We start from the raw sequence: 23947 nt of genomic DNA, 5'->3' as shown, positions 1-23947 counted from the left end.
ACAACGGTCATGGTTGTCGGACTGGACACCGCCTCGAAACAAGGGGCTGGATGGTCTAGTCTGGACTCTGCGAGTAGCAATTGACAGTGATCTAAGCGAGACTGCGTGGGCGTGGCCGGATTCCGGCCACGCTCACGTGCTTTCAAATGGTGCCTGGACCTGCGCTTTTCGAACTCTCGCCGAGTGCTTGGCATCGCACAGTCGCGAGCATCTCGATGCAGTCGCCGCCGAGCTCAACAACCGGCCCCGCAAAATACTCGGTTGGAGTACGCCCGAAAATCGCCTCCGCGGTTTGCTCTATAACTTGTCTCCGTAACCATCGCGACCGAGTTGCACCATCGTTCAACGCCGGATGAACTGCCACCCTGACCAGGTGATCGTGATTCGACAGGCATGGTGGCGGCTGCTCTCGCAGCCCGTCTAACCACGTCGTGGGCTGTATGCAGCCCACGCGCAAGTCGATCCTGGCCGAGCCCGAGGTTTCGTACAGCCCCTGACCATTCAGGAGCCTTACAGTGACGTCCCTCGAAATCACCACTGCACGCAGCGACCGTCTACGCGACGACATCGCCGAAAACCCGAGCCGATACCGAGTCCTGACCGGTGAACGCCCCACCGGCCCAATGCATCTCGGACACTACTTCGGCACCCTCGCAGTAAGGGTTCGCCTGCACCAACGCGACGTCGACACGTTCATCATCCTCGCGGATTACCAGGTCATCGCCGACCGCGACGCCATCGGCGAAGTCCGCGACAACGTGTTCAGCGCAGTGCTGGACTACCTTGCCGCAAGCATAGACCCGCAACTAGCGACGATCTTCACTCACTCCGCGATACCCGCACTTAACCAACTCGTGTTGCCATTCCTGAGCCTGGTCACCGAGGCCGAGTAGCACCGCAATCCGACAGTCAAGGCCGAACACGCCGCATCCGGGCGTGCCCTCAGCGGTCTCCTGCCCATTTACCCGGTCCATCAGACCGCGGACATACTCTTCTGCAAAGGCAACCTCGTTCCAGTCGGGAAAGACAACCTCCCACACGTCGAAATGACCCGTGTCATCGCGCGACGCTTCAACGACCGCTACGGCCAGGTCTTCCCCGAACCTCAAGCGCTGCTTACCTCGAGCCCCGAAGTACCTGAACTCGACGGCAGAAAGACATCCAAGAGCTACGGAAACGCCATCACACTGTCGATGACCGCCGACGACACCGCAGCGGCAATCCGCAAGGCACCGACCGACTCACAACGCCGCATCACCTTCGACCCGATCAACCGCCCCGGGGTATCCGCACTGCTGACCACAGCAGCATTGTGCTCAGGTCGCGACGAGAATGACCTCGCCGACCAGATCGGCGACGCCGGCGCAGGCGCACTCAAAAAGCTCACCACCACGCTCGGGAACGACTTCCTCGCCCCTCACCGGCAACGCAGAAACGACCTCGCCCAAGACCCCCACCATGTCGCCGACGTCCTGCGCATCGGAAACCAGCGCGCGAACGAAATCGCCCAACAGACCCTCGAGGAAGTCCGAACCGCAATGGGCACCATCTACTGATCGACTCCTACCCATAGCGCACTCCAGTAGTTTGGACATTCACCGGGTTGCGACGATCCCTGGAATCCGCCATCGGGAGTGTCTGATCAACGGTGGATCCGACCTCGGTATCGGTTAATTACTGTTGAGGGTGATGCGTGCTTCGAAGGTGATAGCGAACGCGTTCAGCGCTGGCTTCCACCTCATCGCCCATCGCGCCTTACCTTTCCCAGTCGGGTCCAGAGCCCGAGTCGCCAGATACAAGCATTCGAGCGCCGCCTGCTCCGTCGGGAAGTGCCCACGAGCACGCACAGCACGCCGGTAACGAGCGTTGACGGACTCGATCGCATTGGTCGAGCAGATCACCCGCAGGATCTCTTTCGTCGTAATCCAAGAACGGAACGAACTCGGTCCAGGCGTTCTCCCACATCCGCACGATCGCTGGGTATCGCTCACCCCAAATTCCGCAGAATTCGATGAACCGTTCCTTCGCCGCGGACTCCGACGGAGCGGTGTAGACAGGTTTGAGATCACGGGCCATCTTGTCCCAGTACTGCCGTGCCGCGAACCGAAAGGTGTTGCGTATCAAATGAATGATGCAGGTCTGCACCACCGCGAGTTCCCAGACGGTGTTGATCGCATCCGGCAACCCTTTCAGGCCGTCGCACACCACGATGCACACGTCGGCGACCCCGCGGTTCTTGATTTCGGTGAGCACCGACAGCGAAGAACTTGGCGCCTTCGCCTCCGTCCCCGGCCCAAATCCCGAGGATGTCGCGTTCACCGTTCACGGTGACCCCGATCGCGACAAACATCGGCCGGTTGGTGACCTGACCGTCGCGGACTTTGACGTGCACCGCATCGATGAACATCACCGGATACACAAGATCGAGCGGCCGGTTCTGCCATTCGGTCATCTCGCCGACAACCTTGTCGGTGATGCGGGAGATGGTGTCCTTCGAGACCGTCGCACCATAGACGTCCTGAAAGTGCGCGGACACATCGCCGGTCGTCAACCCCTTTGCAGTAAGCGATAATACAATCGCGTCGATCCCCGTCAGGCGTCGTTGCCGCTTCTTGACGATCTGCGGCATGAACGAGGAATCGACATCCCGCGGGACATCGATCTCGACCGGCCCGATCTCGGTGAGCACGGTCTTCGATCGCGTGCCGTTGCGGGAACTGCCGCTACCTCGGCCGGCAGCATCGTGCCGTTCGTAGCCGAGGTGCTCGGTCATCTCCGCGTCTAGCGCGATTTCGAAAACGTTCTTGGTGAGCTGATTGAGCAGCCCGTTCGGGCTCATCAGCTCCACGCCCTGCTCCTTGGCTTGTGCCAAAAGTTGCTCGGCCAGCTGTTTCTGATCCTCCTCGTCCGCCATGGGATCCAGTTTTTCGGTCATGATCGATCCTTCCCACCAAGCTCAGCTCGGCGTGTCGAACCAAGACCGGATCAACCGTTTATCTGACAGTCCCCTCACTAGCGAGTAAGTCGTCAGAGCGATTCTTCGGGTTTGGGTGTGCGTTTTGACCATCGCCATACCGGACAGCACGGAACGGGCTTCTGGGCGTGACTGACGTGGAGAAACTTAGCGAAAAGTTTCCAATTGGGTGTCCCGTCGGCGAACGTGGGTGTGAAGATCGGGTGTCGAGATGCAACACCGCCGGCAGAACACGGGATCCAGGTTGATCTTCTGGTGAAGGCGGGTGTGGATCGCGACCAGGCTTATGTCGATCATCGTGTCAGCGGCGGGCAGGCTCGTCGGCCAGGTTTGGATGATGCGATCAACGCGGCTCGGGCCGGCGACGTCCTTTGTGTGACGATGCCTCATTAACTGTCGCGCTCGGCGAAGGATCTGCATGAGCCGGTAGAACGGATCGCGGAGAAGGTGTATCGCTGTCAATTGACGGTCAGTTGTACGACCCGCGCGATCCGATGGGGAAGATGTTCATCGGCTTGCTGGGGATTGATGACGGAGTTTCGAGTCGGATCTGATTCGTGGCCGCACTCGTGACGCCCTGGCCGCCGCGACAGCTGCTGAGAAGAGAAAGGTGCGTCGGACAAGCTCACCGGCTGGAGAAAAAAGTCAGTCACGATCGGGTCTTTTCTTCCAGAGGCTCCCGGTCTGGAGCCTCACCGGTTGCCGCGGGTCGGGCTCCTTCGATGTGTGGGTCAGCTCGTTACGCCGCGTTAAGAATCTGAAAACTTGGTGAGCAAACCTTCCTTTCCCAGGTGAAGCGGCGGATTATCGAAGTGGCCGCGCATCTGGTTACCGCGCGGCATGTCGAGCGCGCCTGAAGGCACAACGGGCCGGGAGGTCACATGCTGCTACATCAATCGATCGGGTTGGGGCGCTTCAACGAACTACCGCGGCAGAAGGCAGTTCACGCACTGTTCGAGTGCTGCTGCTCGCTGACGTGGGCCGGGTGGGTCAGCGACGGACGTCCGTTTGCCGATCACGCGGAGATCCTCTCGCGCGCCGAGGACGCGATTCTCAACCTCTCGGACGTCGACGTCGAACGCGCCCTGCAATGCCATCCACCGGTCGGCGTCCGTAGGAACAGCGTGCCGTCCCACCTCGAGCAATGCTCGATCTGGGTTCCGGACGACGCCGTCATGGCAACCATCTATCGCGCCGGCGAGGAGTACGAGCGGAACTTCGGCTTCCGGTATCTGTGGTGTTCGCACGGCCACGACGCCGACGACCTGCTCGAGAACATCGGCCAGCGCATGTCCAACGAACGGTCCGTCGAGCGCAAGGTCTGCGTCGACGAGCTCGCCAAGATCACGCGGACGAGGATCGAGCGCATGCTGGGACCCGAGGACGGTTATCCCGAGTACTGAAAAGAAAAGCGGGTGCGGCGCTTTCGCGCCGCACCCGCTTTCATGCTCTGAATCGATCAGAGATCGAACTCGGCCGGAGAGATTCCGACTGCAAAACACATGTCGCGTACGACGCCGCGCTCGTGCTCGTCGAAGTTGCCGTCCGCGCCGCCGATGATGATGCCGATCTGGATGACCGCGCGGGCCTGATCCTGCTTCGACTTGAGCTTGGCGATGGTCGCGGTTGCCTCGACCTTGCCGAACTCGTAGTCCGAGGACAGCTTGCTGCAGTACCAGTCGAACTGCTCACGAAGCTCGTCCGGCGGGAAGACCGCGAGCGACTCGTTGCTCATGATCAGCGCGGCGGTCTTCTGACGCTCCGACGGATCGATCGAACCGTCTGCGGCGGCGATCAACGCGCACATTGCCATGCTCGCGTTCTTGAATTCCTTGTTCTGGAACTGGCTGGTCTTTGTCTTGAGCTGGCCGTTCATCTCCTGAGCCTTAGCCTTCAACTGATCCCAGAATGCCATGAGTCTCCTCGAGTATTGCCGCCACACACCGCGCGTGGTCGTACCACCACTCTGCCTGTGCGCTCGGCAATCCGCCATCGGCCACTAGGTGCGGTCGAACACTGCCAGAATTCGCGACTCGGAGATCGGGTCGAGCACGTCCGGGGTGAAGTGCCATTGCGTGCGGGTCCACGGATCGTGAACCTCCGTCTGCCCTGCTGCCGAAAGATGTTGGCACCCCTCGGACAGTGCGGCGACGGATTCTTCCGCGAAGTTCGACTCGTCCTCTCCGACAATCAGTATCGACAAACCGATTGCCGGTCCGCGTTCGGCGAGGAACATGATGGTCTGTGCGTCTTCGGCGGAGTATCCGTGCGGGAAATCGCTGAGGATCAACAGGCGCAGGGAATTGGGGCCATCTGCGACACCACTCATTCGCGCGAGTTCGCCCATGTCGACGGCCTCGGCCAGTGCCCGCAAGCGCGCCGAGATCTCGGTGTGAGCGGTGATGACCGGCCCCGCGAGCATCGGTGCCAGTCGGTCGGTCAGTGGCGTCAGCGAGCCGGTCAGATCGACGACGTCGAGTAGCGGCATCGGGCCGGCGGCCATGACGCGCACGGTGACGGCACTGATCAGACCGAGCGCTGCTTTGCTCGACGTACTGTCCACCCAGATGGGCCGACGCAGTGGGAGCGGGACGCAGTAGGGAACGGTGAGCGTGCCGCGGTCCGGAGCCGAAAGCTCGCCAAGACGCATACCGTCGCTGACGGCCGTGATCTGGGCCGGATCGGTTGTACCCGCCCACGACACCGACTTCCACGACGCCATCGACCGTGGGAGCACGCCGTCGATCACGCCGAGTTCGTGCGCAAGCTGAGCGCTGTCGCGGGCGTGATTGTCCCGCGCGAGTGAGACGAGGTCGTCGTGACGCTTCTGTGCGGCATCGCGCGCCGCCACTCCCGCTGCCGAGTTCCGCAACGACGGATCTGCGACGGCTGCGGTCAGATCCTCGTCCAAACGGGCAAGCGCGTACTCACTGCTGGAGACGAAGGAAGCGGCAGATCGGGAGGCGTCCTCGAAGATCATCCACGCACGCTCGAGGCCGCGGCCCACCTCCAACGGCTCCACCGCGGAGTCCCACGCGGGCGCGGCTGTCGGGGCTGGTTGTGCCGGCTCGTCGTCGACCTCGACGCCGTGCACCGAGATCAGTTCCGCCAGACCACCCGCATAGCCCTGCCCTACGGCCCGAATCTTCCAGGCACCGGACTTTCGGTACAGCTCCCAGCAGATGACCGCTGTCTCGGTGCCTGCGGTGGGGATCGCGAATTCGGCCAGGACCGAACCGGATTGATCGCTCAGGGTGGCGGAGAGCCCGGCCGTGCGAAAGGCTCCCGCGGCCGTCGCTGCCGGATCCACGCTGACGATGCACAACACTGCTGCGGCATCGGGGTGAAGTCGATCGAGTTCCACCCGGATGCCGCTCTGGTCGAGTTGCACTCCAGCGGTGGATGGTTGGTTGTAGAACACGAAGTCCTCGGACGTCAATGCCCGCAGGTTCGCGTCCGCTACCAGCGCCGACACGTCGAACGGCGTCTGGCTCTCGGCTCGAAACGTCACCACGGGCGCCTGCAGCGGCGCGTTCTGTCCGGGAACAAAAGTCATACCCACAGCAGCGAACTATGCCATGACCGGGCTCTCTCGGTCAGCCTTGCAGGTCCGCCACCACTAGATCGGCCACCGCGGTCATCCCGGCGTCCGTGAAGTGCAAGCGCTGCGCCGTCGACTCCGAGAACAGGCCTTCGAACCAACGCTGATCTGCACTCGCGCACGCATCGTGCCCGCCGGCGATGCTCGCCGCCGCAATGTCGACGGTACGGACACCGTGGGCGTGGGCGACCTCGTCGAACTTCGTGTTGTAGCGAGCGAAGTAGTCCATGAACCAGGATGCGTCGGCGTCTGAGAACGGGATGTTCGGCCAGCATCCGCGAGTGGAGATCATGCCGCCCTCTCCGATCAGGTAGATGCGAGCGTTAGGCGCGCGCTGCGTGACCGCGGTCAGGATGCGATCCAATTCTCCGGCAGCCCGGTCGATTCCGGACTGGGCGACGGAATTCGCGAGCGGGTCGTACCGACATCCACGATCGGTTCCTGGTCCCGGAGCGACGCACAGGGGGCCGAGGAAGATGCTGTTGGAGTCGTTGCCGCCGATCGAGATGGTAATCAGGTCGGTGTCCGGGTGAACGGCATCGAGCTGGACGGGCCAGTAGTTCGGAATCAACTGTGGGGTGTCGATGATGTTCTCGGCGCGTGCCGCGCTGCAAGAGACATCAGCGAACTCGGCCACGTCGAGCGCCCGCGAGATTTTGCCCGCGAAGTTCTCGTACGAACGCGAGCAGGCGTCGGGGTACATCGGTTCCAGCCTTGGACCGGAGGCGCGGGAGTCACCGAGGGCGACGTACTTGATCCCGGTCTCGGAAAAACCTGCCGGCGGTGCCGACTGGGGTACCGAAGCCTGCGCGATTCCGGTGCTCACGAGCGCCAGCACAACGCCTGCGACGGCCGCCGCCCGACCGAGAAGTTTCCCTCGAGTGATCATCTACTGTGCCAAGTCCTCTCGCGCACGGCCGCTCGACTGACGGCTCGACATGCCGCATGAGGTTAACGCACGGAGGGGACAACGATGTCCGGTTCGGCGGACGGCGATCGAAACCACCTACCGCCGAACCGGATTCATCTCGACTATGCAGTCTCGACTCAAGCAGTGAGGAAACGTCCCAGCTGCGGCGCAGCTTCTCCTGCGTGCTTGGCCTGGATACCTTCACCGATGGCCTGCAGCTTCCATTCGCCGTTCGCGCGGTACACCTTTGCCATCACCATTCCGGTGAAAGCCATGCCGCCCTGGAGCGTGTATCGAGCGAGCTCGGAGTTGGTGGTGCTGTCCACGAGACGGCAGAAAGCGTTGGAGACCTGCTCGAACGTGTGTCCGCGGTACGAGGTCACGGTGAAGATCACGGTGGTCACGTGAGCCGGGACCCGCTGCAGATCGACAAGCATGACCTCGTCGTCGCCGTCTCCGTCGCCGGTGAGGTTGTCACCCATGTGACGGACCGAGCCGTCCTTGGACGTCAGCTGACCGTAGTAGCAGACGTCGACGAGGTTGCCGTCGGCGTACAGGAGTGCCGAAGCGTCGAGGTCGACGTCGGCGGTACGGCTTCCGAACAGACCGCTCTTCTTGATCGGATCCCAACCCAGACCCATCTGGATCATGGTGAGCGCGACGCCGCCCTCCTTGCGGAGCGTGACCTTCTGGCCCTTGGTCAGGCTGACGGGGCGTCCCTTGACCAGGCTCACCTCGGGCTGCTGCGCCGGCGGCTGGTTCTGCACGGGAGGCGCCGGGGGTGCCTGGTTGTACGTCGGCTGCTGGTTGTACGCAGGCTGCTGCGCCGGCGGGTAGGCCGGCGGCGTCGGTCCCTGGTTGTAGGCGGGCGGCTGGTTGTATGCGGGCGGGGCCGGCGGAACCGGCGGCGCGTTGTACGAAGGCTGCTGCTGCGGCGGCTGGTTGTACGCCGGCGGAGTAGGAGCGACGGACGAGGGCGGCGTGATCGGAGCCGGAGCCGCGACCGGAGTGGGCGGCGGCGCGGGTGCATCGTCGACGGACACACCGTGATCGGTGACCAGCGCGGCAAATCCACCCGCGTACCCCTGGCCGACGGCGCGCACCTTCCACGCACCCTGGCGTCGGTACACCTCGAGCGCGATGACGATGGACTCGGTGGTGAGACCGTCGATCACGTACTCGTACAACACGTTCCCGGCCGCGTCGGAGACCCGAGCGGTGGGTGCAGCGCTGCGCCCGAAGTTCGACGAAGCGTCGTCGAGCGTGATCACGGCGCGAACCTGCTCGATATCGGCAGGGACGCCGGCGAGCGAGACTCGGAGTGAGGCAATGCCACCCGGGTTGGGCACCAATTGCACGCCGGGTCCGGTCGGCTGGTTGAAGAAGACGAAGTCGGCGTCGGAACGAACTTTTCCGTTGCTCGTCACGAGGAGCGCAGACAGGTCAGCGGCTGCAGCCAGCTGAACCGACACAACTACATCCGAGACGTCCAGCGGGCCGTTCTGCCCTTTGGCAAGCGATACAGACAACTAAATCCCCTTCATAGAGAGCGTGTATTACCCGAGCGCGGAAGAGAACCACCGCAATATCTCCGCGCTCGCTGCGATACCGGACCTTTCTGTCACAGTAACGGTCGGCCGTTGCCAATTCAGTTCTTCCAGCTCACCGTGCCTCGGCCGGATCGCGAAATCGGAGTATTCGAGCATGTCCGCATCCAATGCGCCGTCACCTGCCGAGATCACGACTGCGGATTGATCCAGATCACCCGACTCGACCAGTCTGCGGCGCACCTCTGCCAGTGCACGTGACTTCGACACGGCGTCGGGCATCGTGTAGATCTTCCGGCCTTGACGCGAAACGTTCCAGCCCCGCGTCACGCACCAGTGATTCCATTCGGTTTCGAATTCACTCGGCATCACGGCCAGATCGACGACCAGGTACGGAAACAGGTCGTCGGCAACACGAATGGAGCTGACCCAGCTCGAGTCGATCCGCGATTCCAGTTCCGCCTGAACCTGCGGCAACTCGGCGCCGGACTTGCTGGTCGAACGGTCGATCTCGTTTCGCCACTCGCGATCGGCTTCGCCGTCCACCAGGATGTTTCCGCCGTTGCTCGTAATGGCGTACTTCCACGGTCCGCCGGGAAGATCGATCCGCTGGAACTGTGCGATGGTCCTGGTGGTTGTCGGAATCACCGGAACCCGCGAGCTCAGCGCGGTCAGCAGTTCGATCGATTCGACGCTCATGTGTGAGAGCGGACCGCCGTTGTAGTACTCGACGCACAACGGGCTCGGCGCCGAATCCAGGTCGGAGCCACTGGGATCGCCGCCGATCGCGGCCTGCGAATAGATCATCGTGCGGTCCAGATCCGTAGCGATCAGGACCTGGGACGCAGCGGTGTCCGCACGGCTCACGTGATGTCCTTGATCAGCCCGACACACGAGTAGGCGAGGTCGGGTACCACCTCGACCGGAACCCCGCGGGCCTGCGCCAACAACCGGATGTGTGCATGCTCCGGGGCGTCGAGTTCACGCACCAGAACCTTCCAGGGGAGCCGGCGCAGCAACACCCTGGTTGTTTCTCCGACACCGGGTTTGACGAAGTTGACCGTCGAGATCCCGTACTCGGCTTGCACCTTCTCCACCGACTCCCAGCCGGCCCAGGTTGGCGTCCGGTCGGAATCAAGCACTGCAGCAAGAGAATCCGCTGCGGCGCCGCGAACCGAATCGAACTCGGCCGAGACCACGTCGAGCAACCTGTTGGAGACGTCGACGTCGGCAAGGTCGGCGTAGAACTTGGCGCCGTGGAAATCGCCGGGCCCGATGAGGGTGTCGTTGAGGACTGTTCGTGAGACCAAGCCGGACACCGTCGAATTGAGGCACGCCGACGCGATCAGGAAGTCGTCGCGGGTTCCGTACGTTCGCACGCAGTGTCCGGGGTCGGCGAGAACAGCCAGATCGGAGTCGAACTTCGCTCCGCCTGCCTCGTGGTACTCCGTCAACGCTGTGTCGAGTTCGCGGGCGATGGCGCCCTTGCCCGTCCAGCCGTCGACGAAGACGACGTTCTCCGAGTCGTGATGGTGCGCAAGATAATCGAGTGCGACGGAATCGATTCCTTTGCCACGGACGATGGACACCGCGTAGTGCGGCAACGTCAACCCGCGGGTCTGCTGGGCCCAGCGCCGCATCAGAATCCCGATCGGTGTTCCGGCCCGGGCGAGTGAGACCAGCGTGATGTCACTCCCCCGCTCGGCCAAGACCAGGTCCATCACGGTCCCGACAGCGCGCGCCAACCGTGGAGCGCTCTCGGCGAGCACCGTCTCGAAAAGATCCCGGTATGCCTGATCGGGTTGGTACTCGATGGGGAGAGACTCGGCATAGTGCGCCTCACCCGACTGAATACGCTTCTCGCGCACGGATACATCCGCTTCGAGATCCACGTGCGAGAGATCCTTGAGCAGCCACTTCACTTCGCCCGGCGCGTACGAACCGAATTCGGGCCCGACCAATGGTTCGTTCATGACGAGCCTCCTGCTCTGGATTCTCGCAGCGCCGACGGATCGGCCCCGCGAACGGTGGCAACCAGGACGTCGGTGCCGGAGTTCCGCAACACCTCGATCACCCCGTCCATCGCCGTCAACCGATCGGTATCGGCGGGCTCGTCCACGACGAGCAAGGCAAGGGCGTCGACCGCCGCGTCAGGCCACTGCGCGTTGTAGACGTATCGGGGTTCGTTCTCGCCCAGTTCCGGTGCCGGAAAGGTGAACCCGCGACGCAGCGGGTATCCCGGCACGTCGACGACGTAGGCGGGTGAACGCGTCGTGGTCTGGTACCGAACCGCTCGCCCAGAGCTTTCCAAGCCCGCGGCGATGCGCAGTGGCAGGTACATCAACTCCTCGTGACCGATCACGATCACAGCACGCGACGCGTCGATCGACGATCCGAGAATGGACACCGCTGCCTCGACGGCTGACTCGAATGCCGCGGTGTCGCCATCGAGAAAACCGTGCCGGCCTCCGTCGGGGACTTGCGCGGGCCACGGCAGATCCATCCGAGACAGCGTGCCGCGGCGATCACCGATCGGGTTGAGATCCGGAGCATCCAGCGCCGTGACGCGCTCGGTCAGGCCGTCGGGCAGGACCGTCGAACCCGAAGCGAGAGAGACGTAGTCGATTCGTACACCCAGTTCCGTGGCCGCGGCTTCGCTGGCGGCTCGGTGTTCCTCGGTTCTCATGTCCACCAGCGAGGCCACGACATAGCGGCTGCGCGGGCATTGCCCGTGCAGTGCCCGGATGGCATCGATCGCGGTGGCGCCGGTGGAGATCTCGTCGTCGACGAGGACCAGTGGCAGGTCGTTCTCGAACAGTTCGGCGGACGTCGGCTGCATCAGATGGCTCGTGGCGTGCGAGTGCCCCTCCTCGAATCCGGCGAGCGTCGCGGCACCTGGTACGTCTCGGCGCGTGGAGTGCAGGTAGCAGTGAGCGTGCAGGCGAGCTGCGACGCAGTGGCCCAAACCTGTTGCGGTTTCGGCAAACCCGAGCACGACGACGTCGACACCCTCACCGAGGGTTGTCCGCACCAGATCGCCGAGGTCGTCGGCAGCGCCGATGACCACGGACGGCTCGGTGGGCACGTGCTTTCCCAGCACGGTGGACACCAGCAGATGAGCGCGACGCGGATTCCGCCGAAGTCCCGGGATCACCAGATCGGGCACCGAATGCCCGAGTGACGAATCACCGTGAACGAGGTCCAAGCCGAATTCTGCTGTAGCCCAGGGAACGTCCCGGGACTGGACAACCTCTGTCATCGATCGACCAACGCCGTCAGCAACTCGACAAACGTGATCCCCTTGTTGGTCACACCGAACACGTGAGCGCGGAGCGCAGTCTGATGGGCCCAATTGCGGTGCGGCTTCATCTCGTTCATCTTGTTCCGGTAGCCGGAGGCCTGCACTCCCCCGGTATCGGCACCGAGAATGTCGAGGGCATCATGGTACTCCTCGTGCGTGACCGCGGAGAGAGCATTGACCGCCGCGACGTGCGACGGGTGGATGACCGTCTTGCCCTGGATTCCATTGGCTCGGTCCAGCGCGATCTCACGGAGCAGGCCGTCGAGGTCGCGGCTGACGAGATGCTGACGGAACCGGACGGCGTCATGTTCCTCGAACGGGGTGGCGCGCAGCATCGGCCGGAACATGCGTTCGTGATCGGCGAAGTACTCCCACACCGGCCCGGTGATGACAAAACCCGAACCGTCGGCACGCCCGAGGTAGTTGACGATGTCGGCGATGACGTCGACCACCACGCGCACGTCGTAGATGGTCAGATCGCGGTCGCGGCGGATACCGAAGGTGCTGCACATGTCGGTGGCGCCGATGCGGACGGCAAGGATGCGCTCGCGGTGTTGCGCGAGAATCCCACTGATGGTGCGCAATTCGAGATCACGTGTATCGCGGTGAACCAGCGCGGGTGATTCGAGTACCGGCATCGCGTAGAGATGCTTACCCAGCAACTCGGATGCGTCCGCGACGGCGTCGAGAAACACGGGGCCGGACTCGCTGCCGAACTTCGGGATGACGAACCCGGTGAGCGCGGCGCGCCCCTCGGTCAACGACGCGGCGACCTTGTGGATGTCCGCGACTTCACGAACCCGCACGAACAGCAGCATGCCGACGGCGTCGGTGGACGCGATCTTGTCGAGAGCGTCAACCGCGTTCGCTCGCGCCGATTCGACCTCGTGATCAGCGACGGCGTCCTCGAGATCGAGCACCATCGAGCTGACGCCCTCGGACGCACGCTTGACCACGATGTCGGCCAACCCGGCTCGAGTGGCAGGAACGTAGAGAGTTGCACCCAGAGCAATCGCGAGCAGATCCCTCTCGTCGGAATCCGCGAACGACCGAGGCGCATGCAGGAACAGTTGCTCCCGCACGTCATCCTCGAGATGTTGAAAGTGCTGCATTTCTCTTCTCTCTGTAACCGCAATCAAGTCCATGAAACGACCCCCTGTGACAACGCGTCGAGCAACTCCGATCCCCCGATCGGCCCGACCATTCAGTTTTTGCCGGCTCGCGCCCGCATCTTCTCGACAACTTCGGTGATGAACGTCGATACCGAGTCCAGCTGTAATACATACGACCAGTAGTCCGGATGAGTTCCCGACAGTGACGCACTCGCTCGCTCGATCCTTGCTAGTTGAGCATCGAGTACGGAGCCCCACTCCGCCACCAACCCTTGGTTAACAGCGAACATCTGGGCGTCTTTCAGCCGGAAACGAACCTCACGTTCCTTTTGGCTCGGATCTGCCCGAACTGCACGCAGAGTAGCGAGACGGTCCGTCACGGCATCGGCGCACGCTTCGGCGTCGGCGAGGTGAACACGTGCTTCGGCCATCAAAGCCAGTGCATGTTCGGGGTTTCCCGCAGCCAGCGACTGCTTCGCTTCCTTGAGATCGATGTCGGCCTGATCGATATGCGCTCGACTGCGACTGCTGTTGTCGACGAGGTCAGCGGAACTCGCGGCGTTGAACTCGCGCAGCAGTGCGGAGTACGCCGGGTCGAGGCGGTCCACTCGAGTGCGCACTGCCGACAACCTGGTCGAGACCGAGGAGATCGTCATCTCGGCACGGTGCTGGGTCGACGGGGCTTCTGCCAATGCTTCCTCGAGCGCCGATACCGCTTCGCGGACACTCTCGGACCGCGTGCGGACTGCGTCGGCGCGACCGGATGAGCGCGCGTTGTCGAGCGCTGCAACCGCGTCGTCGAGGTGTTCGGAGGCCGTCACCACCGACGGGTACTCGCGATAGCGCTGATCGGTGGCAGCCAGTTTTTCCCGGACGGCGTTTGCCAGGGTTCGGGCCTGTTGGCCGAGGACGGGAATGGCGGACATCGTGACCGTCGCCTGCTCGAGGTGCGCACGATGCCCGTTGTAGAAGGCGTCGACGCCCTTCGCCGCCTCGACGAGTTCGGCTACCGACTTTTCGAACGCCGCCCGAGCACCGTTCGGGTTCTGGTGGAGTACCTGATCGTTGCCATAGCGCTCGGAGGTGTCGAGGTAGTCCGACGCAGCCTGGAAGCACCGATCCCGAACGGGTTCCCACGCAGCGCGCAACCCTCGCTCGGGATACAGCTCGGCGGAAGCGTCGACTGCTGCCGACGCGATGGTCTGCCGCTTGTCCATGTCGAGGAACGCCGAAACCATGGCCGTCTGCGCCTCCCGCGCACGACTGACCGACTCCCCCACTCTTGCCCCCCGATTGAAGCGCTCCGACCATCTTCCCACCACGATTGAATCCTACGGGTCCAGCACTTCGCTTCTCGGTTCGTAATTCTGCTGTTACGGCGAACACACCGGAACTGCGGTTAGGGTGGTGGAGGTAAACACACTCCCAAGACGACTTCGCGTCGTAGTGGGCCTTGTCTCTCCTCTTGAAAGGACCCCTGAATGGGCGTCAGCTTGACCAAAGGCGGCAATGTCTCTCTCACGAAGGAGGCCCCGAACCTGACTGCAGTGGTCGTCGGCCTGGGCTGGGACGCGCGTTCCACCACCGGCGCTGCTTTCGACCTCGACGCCAGCGCAATCGGCGCAGGCTCGAACAAGAAGGTCCTCTCCGACCAGCACTTCATCTTCTTCAACAACCTCCGCTCGCCCGACGGCTCGATCGAGCACAAGGGTGACAACACGGACGGCGAAGGCGAAGGCGACGACGAGCAGATCGACGTGAACCTCGCAGCGGTTCCCGCCGAGATCGAAAGCGTTGTCTTCCCCGTCTCGATCTACGACGCAGAGGCTCGCTCGCAGTCCTTCGGCCAGGTTCGCAACGCGTACATCCGCGTCGTCGACAAGGCGAACGGCAACGAGCTCGCTCGCTACGACCTCTCCGAGGACGCTTCCACCGAAACCGCCATGGTCTTCGGTGAGCTGTACCGCAACGGTGCAGAGTGGAAGTTCCGCGCAATCGGCCAGGGTTACGCATCCGGCCTGTCCGGCATCGCGCGCGATTACGGCGTCAACGTCTGATCTTCGCTCTCGACGAGCTGACTCGGGGAAGGTTCCGCAGTAGTCTGTGGAACCCTCCCCGTTTTCACGTTCGGATGCGGTGAGAGACCGCTTGCAGTAACCACTCTGCATTGACCAACTAGAAAGGGCCACGCTCCGTGGTACTGCGAATATTCGGTTTATCCATCGCGATCTCCATCATCGCGATGATCGTCGCGTTCATCTACGGCGGACCCGAGGCACTGTTCCTCGTCATCATCCTGTCGATTCTGGAAATCTCGCTTTCCTTCGACAACGCCGTCATCAATGCCACCGTTCTGCGAAGAATGAGTGACTTCTGGCAGAAGATCTTCCTTACCATCGGCATTGTCATCGCCGTCTTCGGTATGCGTCTGGTGTTCCCGCTCGTGATCGTCTGGGCTGCTTCCGGGCTCGGACCCGTTGCTGCGCTCGACCTCGCGCTCAACCCGCCTGCCGACGACGCCGCTTACTTCGCCAACGGCGAGCCGAGCTACGAAACCATCCTCACCGACGCTCACCCGCAGATCGCTGCCTTCGGTGGCATGTTCCTGCTGATGCTCTTCCTCGGCTTCATCTTCGAAGAGCGTGAGATTACCTGGCTGTCCTGGCTGGAGAAGCCCCTCGCTCGCATCGGCAAGCTCGATCAGCTCTCCGTCGTCGTAGCCGGCATCGTCCTGGTTCTCAGTGGTTCTTTCCTCGCCGCTGACGACAAGGTCTCCACCGTCATGATCTCGGGCGTTCTGGGCATGATCACCTACATCGCGGTCAACGGATTGGGTGAACTGTTCAACTTGCCGGAAGAAGGCGAAGAAGAGGAGACCACCAAGTCCGGTGGTCCCACCGAATTCGCGAAGGCAACCGGCAAGGCCGGCTTCTTCCTGTTCCTCTACCTCGAGGTCCTCGACGCGTCCTTCTCCTTCGACGGCGTCATCGGCGCATTCGCCATCACCGCAGACCCGATCATCATCGCCCTCGGCCTCGGCTTCGTCGGCGCGATGTTCGTCCGTTCCATCACGGTCTTCCTGGTCCGCAAGGGCACGCTCTCCGATTACGTCTACCTCGAACACGGTGCGCACTGGGCCATCGGCGCTCTGGCCGTCATCTTGATGGTGTCCATCGGCGTTCACATCAACGAGATCATCACCGGCCTGGTCGGTGTCTTCTTGATCGGCGCTGCTTTCATCAGCAGCCTCATTCGCAACAAGCGAATCGCGAACGCAGATCCGAAGTTGGACGAGAACACTCCGGCAACTGTCTGACGTTCTTTTTCGAAACGCCCGCGACCAATTGGTTGCGGGCGTTTTGTTTGTAATGCCTGAATTGAAACTCTCTGCATTCACAGCCGCGCGCCAATTGTTCAGCCGCGCGCCAAATTCAGCCTGCGGGTGAACAATTGCCCTGCGGGTGCGAAGAACCTATTTGTAAGGGAAACCATGAACGAGATAGTCATAGAGCGCGCAGCGGACGAGGACGCCGCGGAAATCCTTGTTCTACAACGCTGTTGCTGGGTCTCGGAAGCAATCTCCAACAACAGCATGGACATACCCCCGCTCCACGAGGACCTACCCACGGTCCGGGCCTGGGTTCAGGAGTCGACTGTCTGGACCGCACGACGCGGCGGTCGGCTCGTCGGGGCCGTGCGAGGCACAGCCGACGGAACCGCATGGCAGATAGGGCGCCTCATGGTGGCACCGGACTTGGCGGGCAACGGCCTCGGCCGACGCCTCTTGCAGCACGTGGAACAGAACGCTCCGGAGCACACCACAAGTTTCGAGCTGTTCACCGGAAGCAAGAGCGTGCGGAACATTCGCCTGTACACCCGAGCGGGCTACTCCCAATTGCCGCCGGACCCCAGCCACATCCCCGGAGTCGTCTACCTGTCCAAGCCGAACGCCATCAACTCCGACCGAACGGCGATACTGACTTCTGTGGTGAACATTCGCGTCGCAGCGCAGACAGACTTGCCGTTCTTACGTGAGCACGACTCACACATCTCAGCCGAGGAACTCGCGTCAGTGGTCCAACGCGGCCGGACACTCGTCGCCGAGGACAGCGGGAAACCAATCGGATGGCTCCGCTGGGGCTTGTTCTGGGACGAGATTCCGTTCATGAACATGCTGACCGTCCTGTCTTCGAACCGCGGCCAAGGCATCGGGCGCGCTTTGGTCACAGATTGGGAAAAACGCATGAGCCGCGCGGGACACTCGCAAGTCCTCACCTCCACACTCGCCGACGAATCAGCCCAGAACTTCTATCGCGCAATGGGATACACCGACGCGGGAGTTCTGTTACTCCCAGGCGAGCCCTCCGAAATCTTCCTACGCCGAGACCTCGAGCCTGCGCCCGATCTGACCGATCCCCACATTACCCGCGAGTAATATATGGTGGTCGTCACACCGCGATCTCAGGGTGGGGCGTGGCACACCAATGTGGAGGACGAGTATGTCGTCAAGGGTCTTATCTCGCACAGTTGTCGGAGTACTCGCGGTTGCACTGACAGGCGTCGGTGCACCGGCAGCACTCGCGCAGCCGGCTCTTGCCCAGTCCCCTGATGACAGTTTCTACAGCTACGAGGGCGCGGCGCCTCTCTCGTCGTACGCTCCAGGCGCGGTCCTCGAGACTCGCACCGTGCCGTACACCATTCTCAACATCCCGACCCCGATACAGGCAGTGCAGGTTCTCTACCGATCAACCGACGCCCTCGGTCAGCCGTCGGCCAACGTCACCTCGATCCTGCGCCCGGCCAACGCTCAACCGGACAAAGTTGTTTCGTACCAATCCTTTTACGATTCACTGAACCCCGACGACAGTCCGTCGCGGGCTATCGCGGGCAACACCCCGATCGGAGATTGGACGCCGAGTGGGCGTAATTTCAACGTCGGCGGAACCTTCACGTCCATCGAGGCAGCCTTGTTCGGGCCGCTCTTCGCCCTCGGCTACACGATCGTCGTCCCGGACACCGAAGGCCCGGATGCAAACTTCGCTGCCGGACCCGAATACGGGATGATGACGCTCGACGCTCTGCGTGCGGCCAAAGATGTCCCGGAAACCGGAATCACCGACGACGCAGAGATCGCGCTGATGGGGTACTCCGGCGGAGCGATCGCCACCAACTGGGCTTCGATCCTCGCTCCCGCGTACGCACCGGAGATCAACGACAACTTGATCGGTGCCGCGCAGGGCGGCGTGCTGGTCAATCCGGCTAACAACCTTCGCTACGCGAGCGGAAGCATCGGGTGGGGCGGCGTCGTCGGTATGGCAATCGTCGGCGTTGCGCGTTCGTACGACATCGATTTCGGAAAGTATCTCAGTGACCGTGGACGCGACGTCATGGCTCGACTCGAAGACGCGTCCATCGGCAATGTGCTGGCACAGTACCCCGGTCTGACCTGGCAGGAACTGGTCAAGCCCGAGTACGCCGATCCCAATACGGTTCCCGAGTACGTCGATGTCGTGAACAAGATCAACATGGGCACCGCAGCCACACCGACGATTCCGATGTTCATCGCCCAGGCAGCCAACGGCACCATCGAGGGCACCCAACCCGGTGGCCCCGGCGTCGGAGCGGGCGACGGCGTCATGATCACGGGCGACGTCCGTACCCTCGCACGCAAGTATTGCGACGCCGGCCTGCCGATTCAGTACGACCAGTACGACACCATCAGCCACTTCCTCGGCGCCATGCTCTGGCTCCCCGGTGCGCTCACCTGGATCGACGACCGATTCACCGGCAAGCCTGCTCCGTCGAACTGCGCGAATATCGCACCGGGGAACTCTCTTGCGCCGCAGGAACATGCACGCTAGCTGACCGAGACCTCGAATCTACTTCGACGGCTCCACCTCCCAGCGAACGTGAGTCACCAACGGTTCCAGGCTAAGCCGGCTGACGGCGGATTCCAGGAGTCCGTCGTCACGCTCCGCTGCGGCCAATTCCGCGACCACTCGTACGCGGTCGCTGTCCGGGATGTCGAAGGACTGCACTGACCGGAGCTGGAACTCCGGCCTCGAAATGGACTGCACGGTAAGCCCTCTGATGTGAGCTTCGGCGTCACCGTGGCAGGTCACCTCGAAGGTGTAGTCAGCCGGCGGTTCCTCGCGCCCGGTGCGGGCAGGCTGGTGATCCATCATCCGGCCCAACGGCCTCAACAACGTGTTCGCCAACATGATTGCACCGGCACCGAACACCGCAACCCAGTACATTCCGCCGCCTGCCAGCGCACCGACGGCGGCCGTGGCCCACAAGGTTGCGGCGGTGTTCAGGCCGGTGACCGAGGCTCCCTGCTTCATGATCACCCCGGCACCGAGGAAGCCGATCCCCGAGACGATCTGCGCTGCGACGCGTGTCGGATCAGCGTCCGGGCCCTGAAACCCGTACGCGCCCATGATCACGAAGAGCGTCGCACCCAAGCTCACCAACGCGTTGGTTCGCAGACCCGCCATCCTTGCGCGCCATTGCCTTTCGATCCCGACGGCAGCGCCGAGGACGAGTCCGAGCGCTATCCGCACAAGGATGACGTGGATTTCCACGGTGAACTCCTAGAGCCAGGTCGCGAATCGACGGATGAACATTCCCTTGGCCACCTGCGTGATGACGCAGTAAGCCGCGAGAGTGAGGACCAACCACGGGAAGTAGTTCCACGGCAGTGAAACCAACCCGAGGGAATGGCCCCAGGACGTGAACGGGAACACCAGCGCGAAGACGCAGGCGGCGCCCGTGCTGAGCAGTACCGGAAGCGAAGCACGCGACTGGATGAATGGGATCTTGCGGGTGCGGATCATGTGAACGATCAGCGTCTGCGAGATCAATGACTCGATGAACCAACCCGATTGGAACAGCGCTGCATGCTCGGGAGAGTTGGCAGCGAACACGAACCACATCAGCGCGAAGGTCGAGATGTCGAAGATCGAACTGATCGGGCCGATGAACACCATGAACCGGCGAAGGCTCTTGGTCTCCCACTTGCGGGGCTTCGCGAGGAAGTCGTCGTCGACGCGGTCCCACGGGATCGTGAGCATCGAGAGATCGTAGATCAGGTTCTGCAACAACAGAACTACGGGAATCATGGGGATGAACGGCAGCAAGGCACTGGCGACGAGCACCGAGAAGACGTTCCCGAAGTTCGACGACGCAGTCATCTTGATGTACTTCTGGATGTTTCCGAAGGTACGACGCCCTTCGATGACTCCTTGTTCGAGTACGCCGAGGTCCTTCTCCAGCAAGATGATGTCCGCGGATTCGCGGGCGATGTCCGCCGCTGTGTCGACGGAGATGCCGACGTCCGCCGCCCGAAGTGCGGGTGCGTCGTTGACACCGTCACCAAGGAAACCAACCGTGTGGCCGACCCGGCGCAGCGATTCGACAATGCGTGCCTTCTGCATCGGATCCGTCTTCGCGAAGACGGTTGTCCGCTGCACCAACTCGTCGAGGGCGTCGTCGCTCAACGCTTCGATCTCGGCGCCGGATACAACAGTTCCCACGTCGATACCGACTTTGCCGCAGACGGTTTCGGTGACCAGTTCGTTGTCACCCGTCACTACCTTGACCGCGACTCCGTGGCTCGCGAGGGCTTCGATCGCCCCGGCCGCAGATTCCTTCGGCGGGTCGAGGAAGGCCAGCAGTCCGACCAGGGTCATACCCTCTTCGTCGGCCGTCGAGTACTCACGGCGCTGCTCTTCGACGACTGTCTTGGTTGCCACCGCAAGCACTCGCTTGCCCTGACCGTTCAGTTCCGCGACCAGACGGTCGACTCGGGCCAGCCATCCCGGCGTCAATTGGTGGGTCACCCCGTCCAGTTCCACCGATTCACAGACCGAAAGGAGCTCTTCCACTGCACCTTTGGTGACGATCAGATCGGCGTCGCCGTGGTCGACCACCACGGAGAGTCGACGGCGCTTGAAGTCGAAGGGAATCTCGTCCACCAACCCGTGCCGACGCGAGATCTCCTCGACCACTTCGGGACCGGCGGCCTCGATCACCGCGTCGTCGAGAAGACTGCGCAATCCGGTCTGATTCACGGAATTGACTGCCGCTAGCCGCAATACGTCCTCGGACTTGCGTCCGGCAGTATCGAGATGCTCACCGAGAACGATGCGGTCCTCGGTGAGAGTTCCGGTCTTGTCCGTGCACAGAACCTCCATGGCGCCGAAGTTCTGAATCGCGTTGATCTGCTTGACGATCACCTTCTTGCGCGACATGTGGAGCGCACCCTTGGCCAGGTTCGCAGTCACGATGAGCGGCAACATTTCGGGGGTCAACCCCACCGCAGTGGCGACGCCGAAGAGTAGTGCTTGGCTCCAGTCCTTGGTCAGTCCGTTGATGATGAACACCGCGGGAACCATGATCAGCATGAACTTGATCAGCAGGTAGCTGACACTGCGCACCCCGACGTCGAAGCTGGTTTCGGGTCGCTTGGACGCCAATTGTGCTGTCATGGCACCGAAGTAAGTCCGCTTGCCGGTGTGCACCGCGACGGCGGTGCCGCTGCCCGACACGACGGAAGTACCCATGAACCCGATGTTCTCGGCCTCGAGCAGCCGATCGACGTCGATCCCCGTCGACGGTTCCGCCGACTTCTCGGCCGGCATCGACTCACCGCTGAGCATTGACTGATTGACCTGTAGATCCTTGGCCCGGATGATGCGGACATCGGCCGGGATCATGTCGCCGGCGGCAAGCTGGACTACATCACCTGGCAGTAGCTGCTCGATCGGAATCTCAGCCGTGACCACGGTGTTGTTGATCTTGCGGGTGGCCGCGACAGTTGTCGTGACCATGGCCTTGAGTGCCTCGGCAGCCCGAGTCGAACGGTATTCCTGCCAGAACCTCAGGGACACACTGACAAAGATCATCAGCCCGAGGGTGATGATGCCCTCGTAGGAGGGACCGTCTTCCGGGTCTGCCCACACCACGTCGGTCCCGACCATGATCAGGGCGAGGAACACCAGGATCAAGATGAACGGATTCTTGAAAGCTTGCGCGAACTGCACGATCGCCGGTGCCGGGCGGTCGTGGCGGACATCGTTGCGCCCGTATCGCCGACGAAGATCGTCGATCTGATCGCCACGAAGGCCGTTGGCCGTCGTAGTCAGATCTGCGAGAACGGTGCGCGTGTCCGAGGCCGAGTAGTCGACCAATTCCTGTGCGCTTTCTTTTGCCAGGACCGTTGAAGGTGTTTGTTGTGCACTGTTTCTCGTGGGCCGTGGCCGCAATGCGAGAACGGAAAATGACATGACGAATCTCCTCGACTGCCAGCGTGCACGGGACAGTGCCAGTGCATGAGGGCAGCAGAATGCGCTGAACGACAACGGAAGTCGTCAGCGGACGCGACAAAGTCGCGCAGATGAAACCGAGGGTGCGAAGGTCAGAGACTGACGAGCAAAATGCCGGGGTGAGCACCGTCGGTAAGAACAGAAGGATGGGTCGAATATCGACTCGGCGGGTCGTCCACGATGGTCACCTCCTGAAAGTTCGGGGCGTCCGTTGACGCCACACAAAGTACATGCGCACAGCACACGCCAGGAGAACCGAATATCGACGTACTCTCGCCTTCGCCGGAAGAAACCGGCATCAAGCTGCGAAAACACCTCCACGTCCGAGTTTTGGCACTGCACGACGTGTCCCGATCAAGACCGGGAAGCCACTTTGGATCACCCCTTAAGCCGGGGAGATCTGTCCTAACCTTGGGCGTCTCTCGACGTCGTGAGATCAGTGGCCTGTGTTCGTGCAGAAGCCTCACCTAACGAGGTACTGCACCCAGAGGGTAGTTCTCAAATCTGTTGCCTGTCAACCGAGCAACTCAGACGGCGGGCAATCCTGCCCGTGCGACGGCGCCGGCGAAGAGTGCCGTCACGGCGGCACCCATCACGCTCTGATCAACTTCTTCCGGATCCACCGAGTGCTCGAGAACGAGCCCGGATATCAAGGCCATCAACGAGATTGCAGTGGTCCGCACATCGAAGGAATCGTCCACTCCCCATTCGCGGGCACGTTCACCGATCAACTCCACGAGTTGACTGCGCAAGTGGCGACGCTCACGTAAGTACGCCTGAGCGATCTGCGGATCACGTCCGGCGAGCACTCCGAATTCGAGGACGAGCAGTGACCACCCCGGGTCGTCGACCATCCACGTTGCAATGGCCTCGCCACCTTTGCCCGCCGCGTCGGCGGGGTTCATCCCGGCGATCTCGGCGAGCACACGGCCGGCCAGTTCGAGAGACCGTTGCGCGAACAGTTCGGCGAACAGATCCTGTTTCGACTCGAAGTTGGAGTAGACAGCCCCCTTGGTGAAGCCCGCTCGGCGAGCAACTTCAGTGAGACGTGCAGCACTGAATCCGCGCTCCGCAAACTCTTCCGCCGCAGCGTCGAGCAGTCTTTGCCGCACCACGTCACGTCCGGGGCGGGTTACCGGCGTCCAGTCCGGTTGACGAGATTCAGTCACGATACCT

18 protein-coding genes, 2 pseudogenes and 1 riboswitch are annotated in these 23947 nt (G+C 62.4%); of the genes and pseudogenes, 7 read left to right on the top strand and 13 right to left on the bottom strand.

The features are described from left to right. Positions 1–515 precede the first annotated feature (515 nt). A pseudogene (gene trpS / locus AC3WQS_RS10400) lies at positions 516–1556 on the top strand (tryptophan--tRNA ligase). Between the two features lie 114 nt (positions 1557–1670). On the opposite strand, the pseudogene AC3WQS_RS10395 reads toward trpS, so the two are convergent. After that, positions 1671–2935 (bottom strand): annotated as a pseudogene (locus tag AC3WQS_RS10395) (IS256 family transposase). Positions 2936–3160: 225 nt separating this feature from the next. Between AC3WQS_RS10395 and AC3WQS_RS10390 the strand changes: the two are divergent. Together AC3WQS_RS10390 and AC3WQS_RS10385 are read left to right on the top strand one after the other, a co-directional pair. Next, positions 3161–3367, top strand: a complete 207-nt coding sequence (locus AC3WQS_RS10390; RefSeq protein WP_319802096.1) for a recombinase family protein — start codon at positions 3161–3163, stop codon at positions 3365–3367. A 488-nt stretch (positions 3368–3855) separates the two neighbouring features. Further along, the gene (locus AC3WQS_RS10385) at positions 3856–4377 is read left to right on the top strand and encodes a 2-oxo-4-hydroxy-4-carboxy-5-ureidoimidazoline decarboxylase (RefSeq protein ID WP_092765452.1); all 522 of its coding nucleotides are present in this window, start codon (positions 3856–3858) and stop codon (positions 4375–4377) included. A gap of 56 nt (positions 4378–4433) precedes the next feature. Here the strand turns inward: AC3WQS_RS10385 and AC3WQS_RS10380 are convergent, their stop codons facing one another. The 9 genes from AC3WQS_RS10380 to AC3WQS_RS10340 all read right to left on the bottom strand — a co-directional run bounded on the left by AC3WQS_RS10380 (position 4434) and on the right by AC3WQS_RS10340 (position 14683). Then, positions 4434–4889, bottom strand: a complete 456-nt coding sequence (locus AC3WQS_RS10380; RefSeq protein ID WP_003941110.1) for a tellurite resistance TerB family protein — start codon at positions 4887–4889, stop codon at positions 4434–4436. 84 nt (positions 4890–4973) lie between these two features. Further along, complete coding sequence (locus AC3WQS_RS10375; RefSeq protein WP_492712763.1) at positions 4974–6530, bottom strand: TerD family protein; 1557 nt, start codon at positions 6528–6530, stop codon at positions 4974–4976. A gap of 40 nt (positions 6531–6570) precedes the next feature. Continuing rightward, complete coding sequence (locus AC3WQS_RS10370; RefSeq protein WP_019746740.1) at positions 6571–7464, bottom strand: SGNH/GDSL hydrolase family protein; 894 nt, start codon at positions 7462–7464, stop codon at positions 6571–6573. A gap of 158 nt (positions 7465–7622) precedes the next feature. Next, complete coding sequence (locus tag AC3WQS_RS10365; RefSeq protein WP_134998466.1) at positions 7623–9014, bottom strand: TerD family protein; 1392 nt, start codon at positions 9012–9014, stop codon at positions 7623–7625. 27 nt (positions 9015–9041) lie between these two features. Next, the gene (locus AC3WQS_RS10360) at positions 9042–9899 is read right to left on the bottom strand and encodes a hypothetical protein (RefSeq protein ID WP_019746738.1); all 858 of its coding nucleotides are present in this window, start codon (positions 9897–9899) and stop codon (positions 9042–9044) included. Beyond that, positions 9896–11005, bottom strand: a complete 1110-nt coding sequence (locus tag AC3WQS_RS10355; RefSeq protein WP_019746737.1) for a cysteine protease StiP family protein — start codon at positions 11003–11005, stop codon at positions 9896–9898. The genes AC3WQS_RS10360 and AC3WQS_RS10355 overlap by 4 nt, the downstream gene beginning before the upstream one ends. Beyond that, a complete protein-coding gene (locus AC3WQS_RS10350; RefSeq protein WP_019746736.1) occupies positions 11002–12291 on the bottom strand; it encodes a phosphoribosyltransferase family protein in 1290 nt (429 codons plus the stop codon). The genes AC3WQS_RS10355 and AC3WQS_RS10350 overlap by 4 nt, the downstream gene beginning before the upstream one ends. After that, on the bottom strand, positions 12288–13445 hold the full coding sequence (locus tag AC3WQS_RS10345; RefSeq protein ID WP_492712764.1) for an HpcH/HpaI aldolase/citrate lyase family protein: 1158 nt from the start codon (positions 13443–13445) through the stop codon (positions 12288–12290). Before AC3WQS_RS10345 ends, AC3WQS_RS10350 begins: the two co-directional genes overlap by 4 nt. Before the next feature lie 92 nt (positions 13446–13537). Then, positions 13538–14683, bottom strand: a complete 1146-nt coding sequence (locus tag AC3WQS_RS10340; RefSeq protein WP_141487831.1) for a hypothetical protein — start codon at positions 14681–14683, stop codon at positions 13538–13540. Positions 14684–14926: 243 nt separating this feature from the next. On the opposite strand from AC3WQS_RS10340, the gene AC3WQS_RS10335 reads away from it, so the two are divergent. From AC3WQS_RS10335 to AC3WQS_RS10320, 4 genes are all read left to right on the top strand, one after another. Beyond that, positions 14927–15502, top strand: a complete 576-nt coding sequence (locus tag AC3WQS_RS10335; RefSeq protein WP_020906049.1) for a TerD family protein — start codon at positions 14927–14929, stop codon at positions 15500–15502. Between the two features lie 137 nt (positions 15503–15639). Further along, a complete protein-coding gene (locus AC3WQS_RS10330; RefSeq protein ID WP_020906048.1) occupies positions 15640–16761 on the top strand; it encodes a DUF475 domain-containing protein in 1122 nt (373 codons plus the stop codon). Positions 16762–16935: 174 nt separating this feature from the next. Then, positions 16936–17880, top strand: a complete 945-nt coding sequence (locus AC3WQS_RS10325) for a GNAT family N-acetyltransferase (RefSeq protein ID WP_492712765.1) — start codon at positions 16936–16938, stop codon at positions 17878–17880. A 64-nt stretch (positions 17881–17944) separates the two neighbouring features. After that, the gene (locus AC3WQS_RS10320) at positions 17945–19306 is read left to right on the top strand and encodes a lipase family protein (protein ID WP_041814613.1); all 1362 of its coding nucleotides are present in this window, start codon (positions 17945–17947) and stop codon (positions 19304–19306) included. Between the two features lie 18 nt (positions 19307–19324). Here AC3WQS_RS10320 and AC3WQS_RS10315 read toward each other — a convergent pair whose 3' ends face one another. From AC3WQS_RS10315 to AC3WQS_RS10305, 3 genes are all read right to left on the bottom strand, one after another. Then, on the bottom strand, positions 19325–20029 hold the full coding sequence (locus tag AC3WQS_RS10315) for an MgtC/SapB family protein (protein ID WP_003941187.1): 705 nt from the start codon (positions 20027–20029) through the stop codon (positions 19325–19327). A 9-nt stretch (positions 20030–20038) separates the two neighbouring features. Beyond that, complete coding sequence (gene mgtA / locus AC3WQS_RS10310; RefSeq protein WP_492712766.1) at positions 20039–22732, bottom strand: magnesium-translocating P-type ATPase; 2694 nt, start codon at positions 22730–22732, stop codon at positions 20039–20041. A 347-nt stretch (positions 22733–23079) separates the two neighbouring features. After that, positions 23080–23253, bottom strand: a riboswitch (M-box (ykoK) riboswitch). A 45-nt stretch (positions 23254–23298) separates the two neighbouring features. Further along, positions 23299–23883: a TetR/AcrR family transcriptional regulator gene (locus AC3WQS_RS10305; protein WP_029254386.1), complete on the bottom strand. Its 585-nt coding sequence runs from the start codon at positions 23881–23883 to the stop codon at positions 23299–23301. Positions 23884–23947: the final 64 nt, after the last annotated feature.

It is taken from the genome of Rhodococcus sp. FW305-130, from assembly GCF_058788335.1.
Note: the sequence above shows the minus strand (reverse complement) of the source record. Positions and strands in the feature narration are given on the sequence as shown.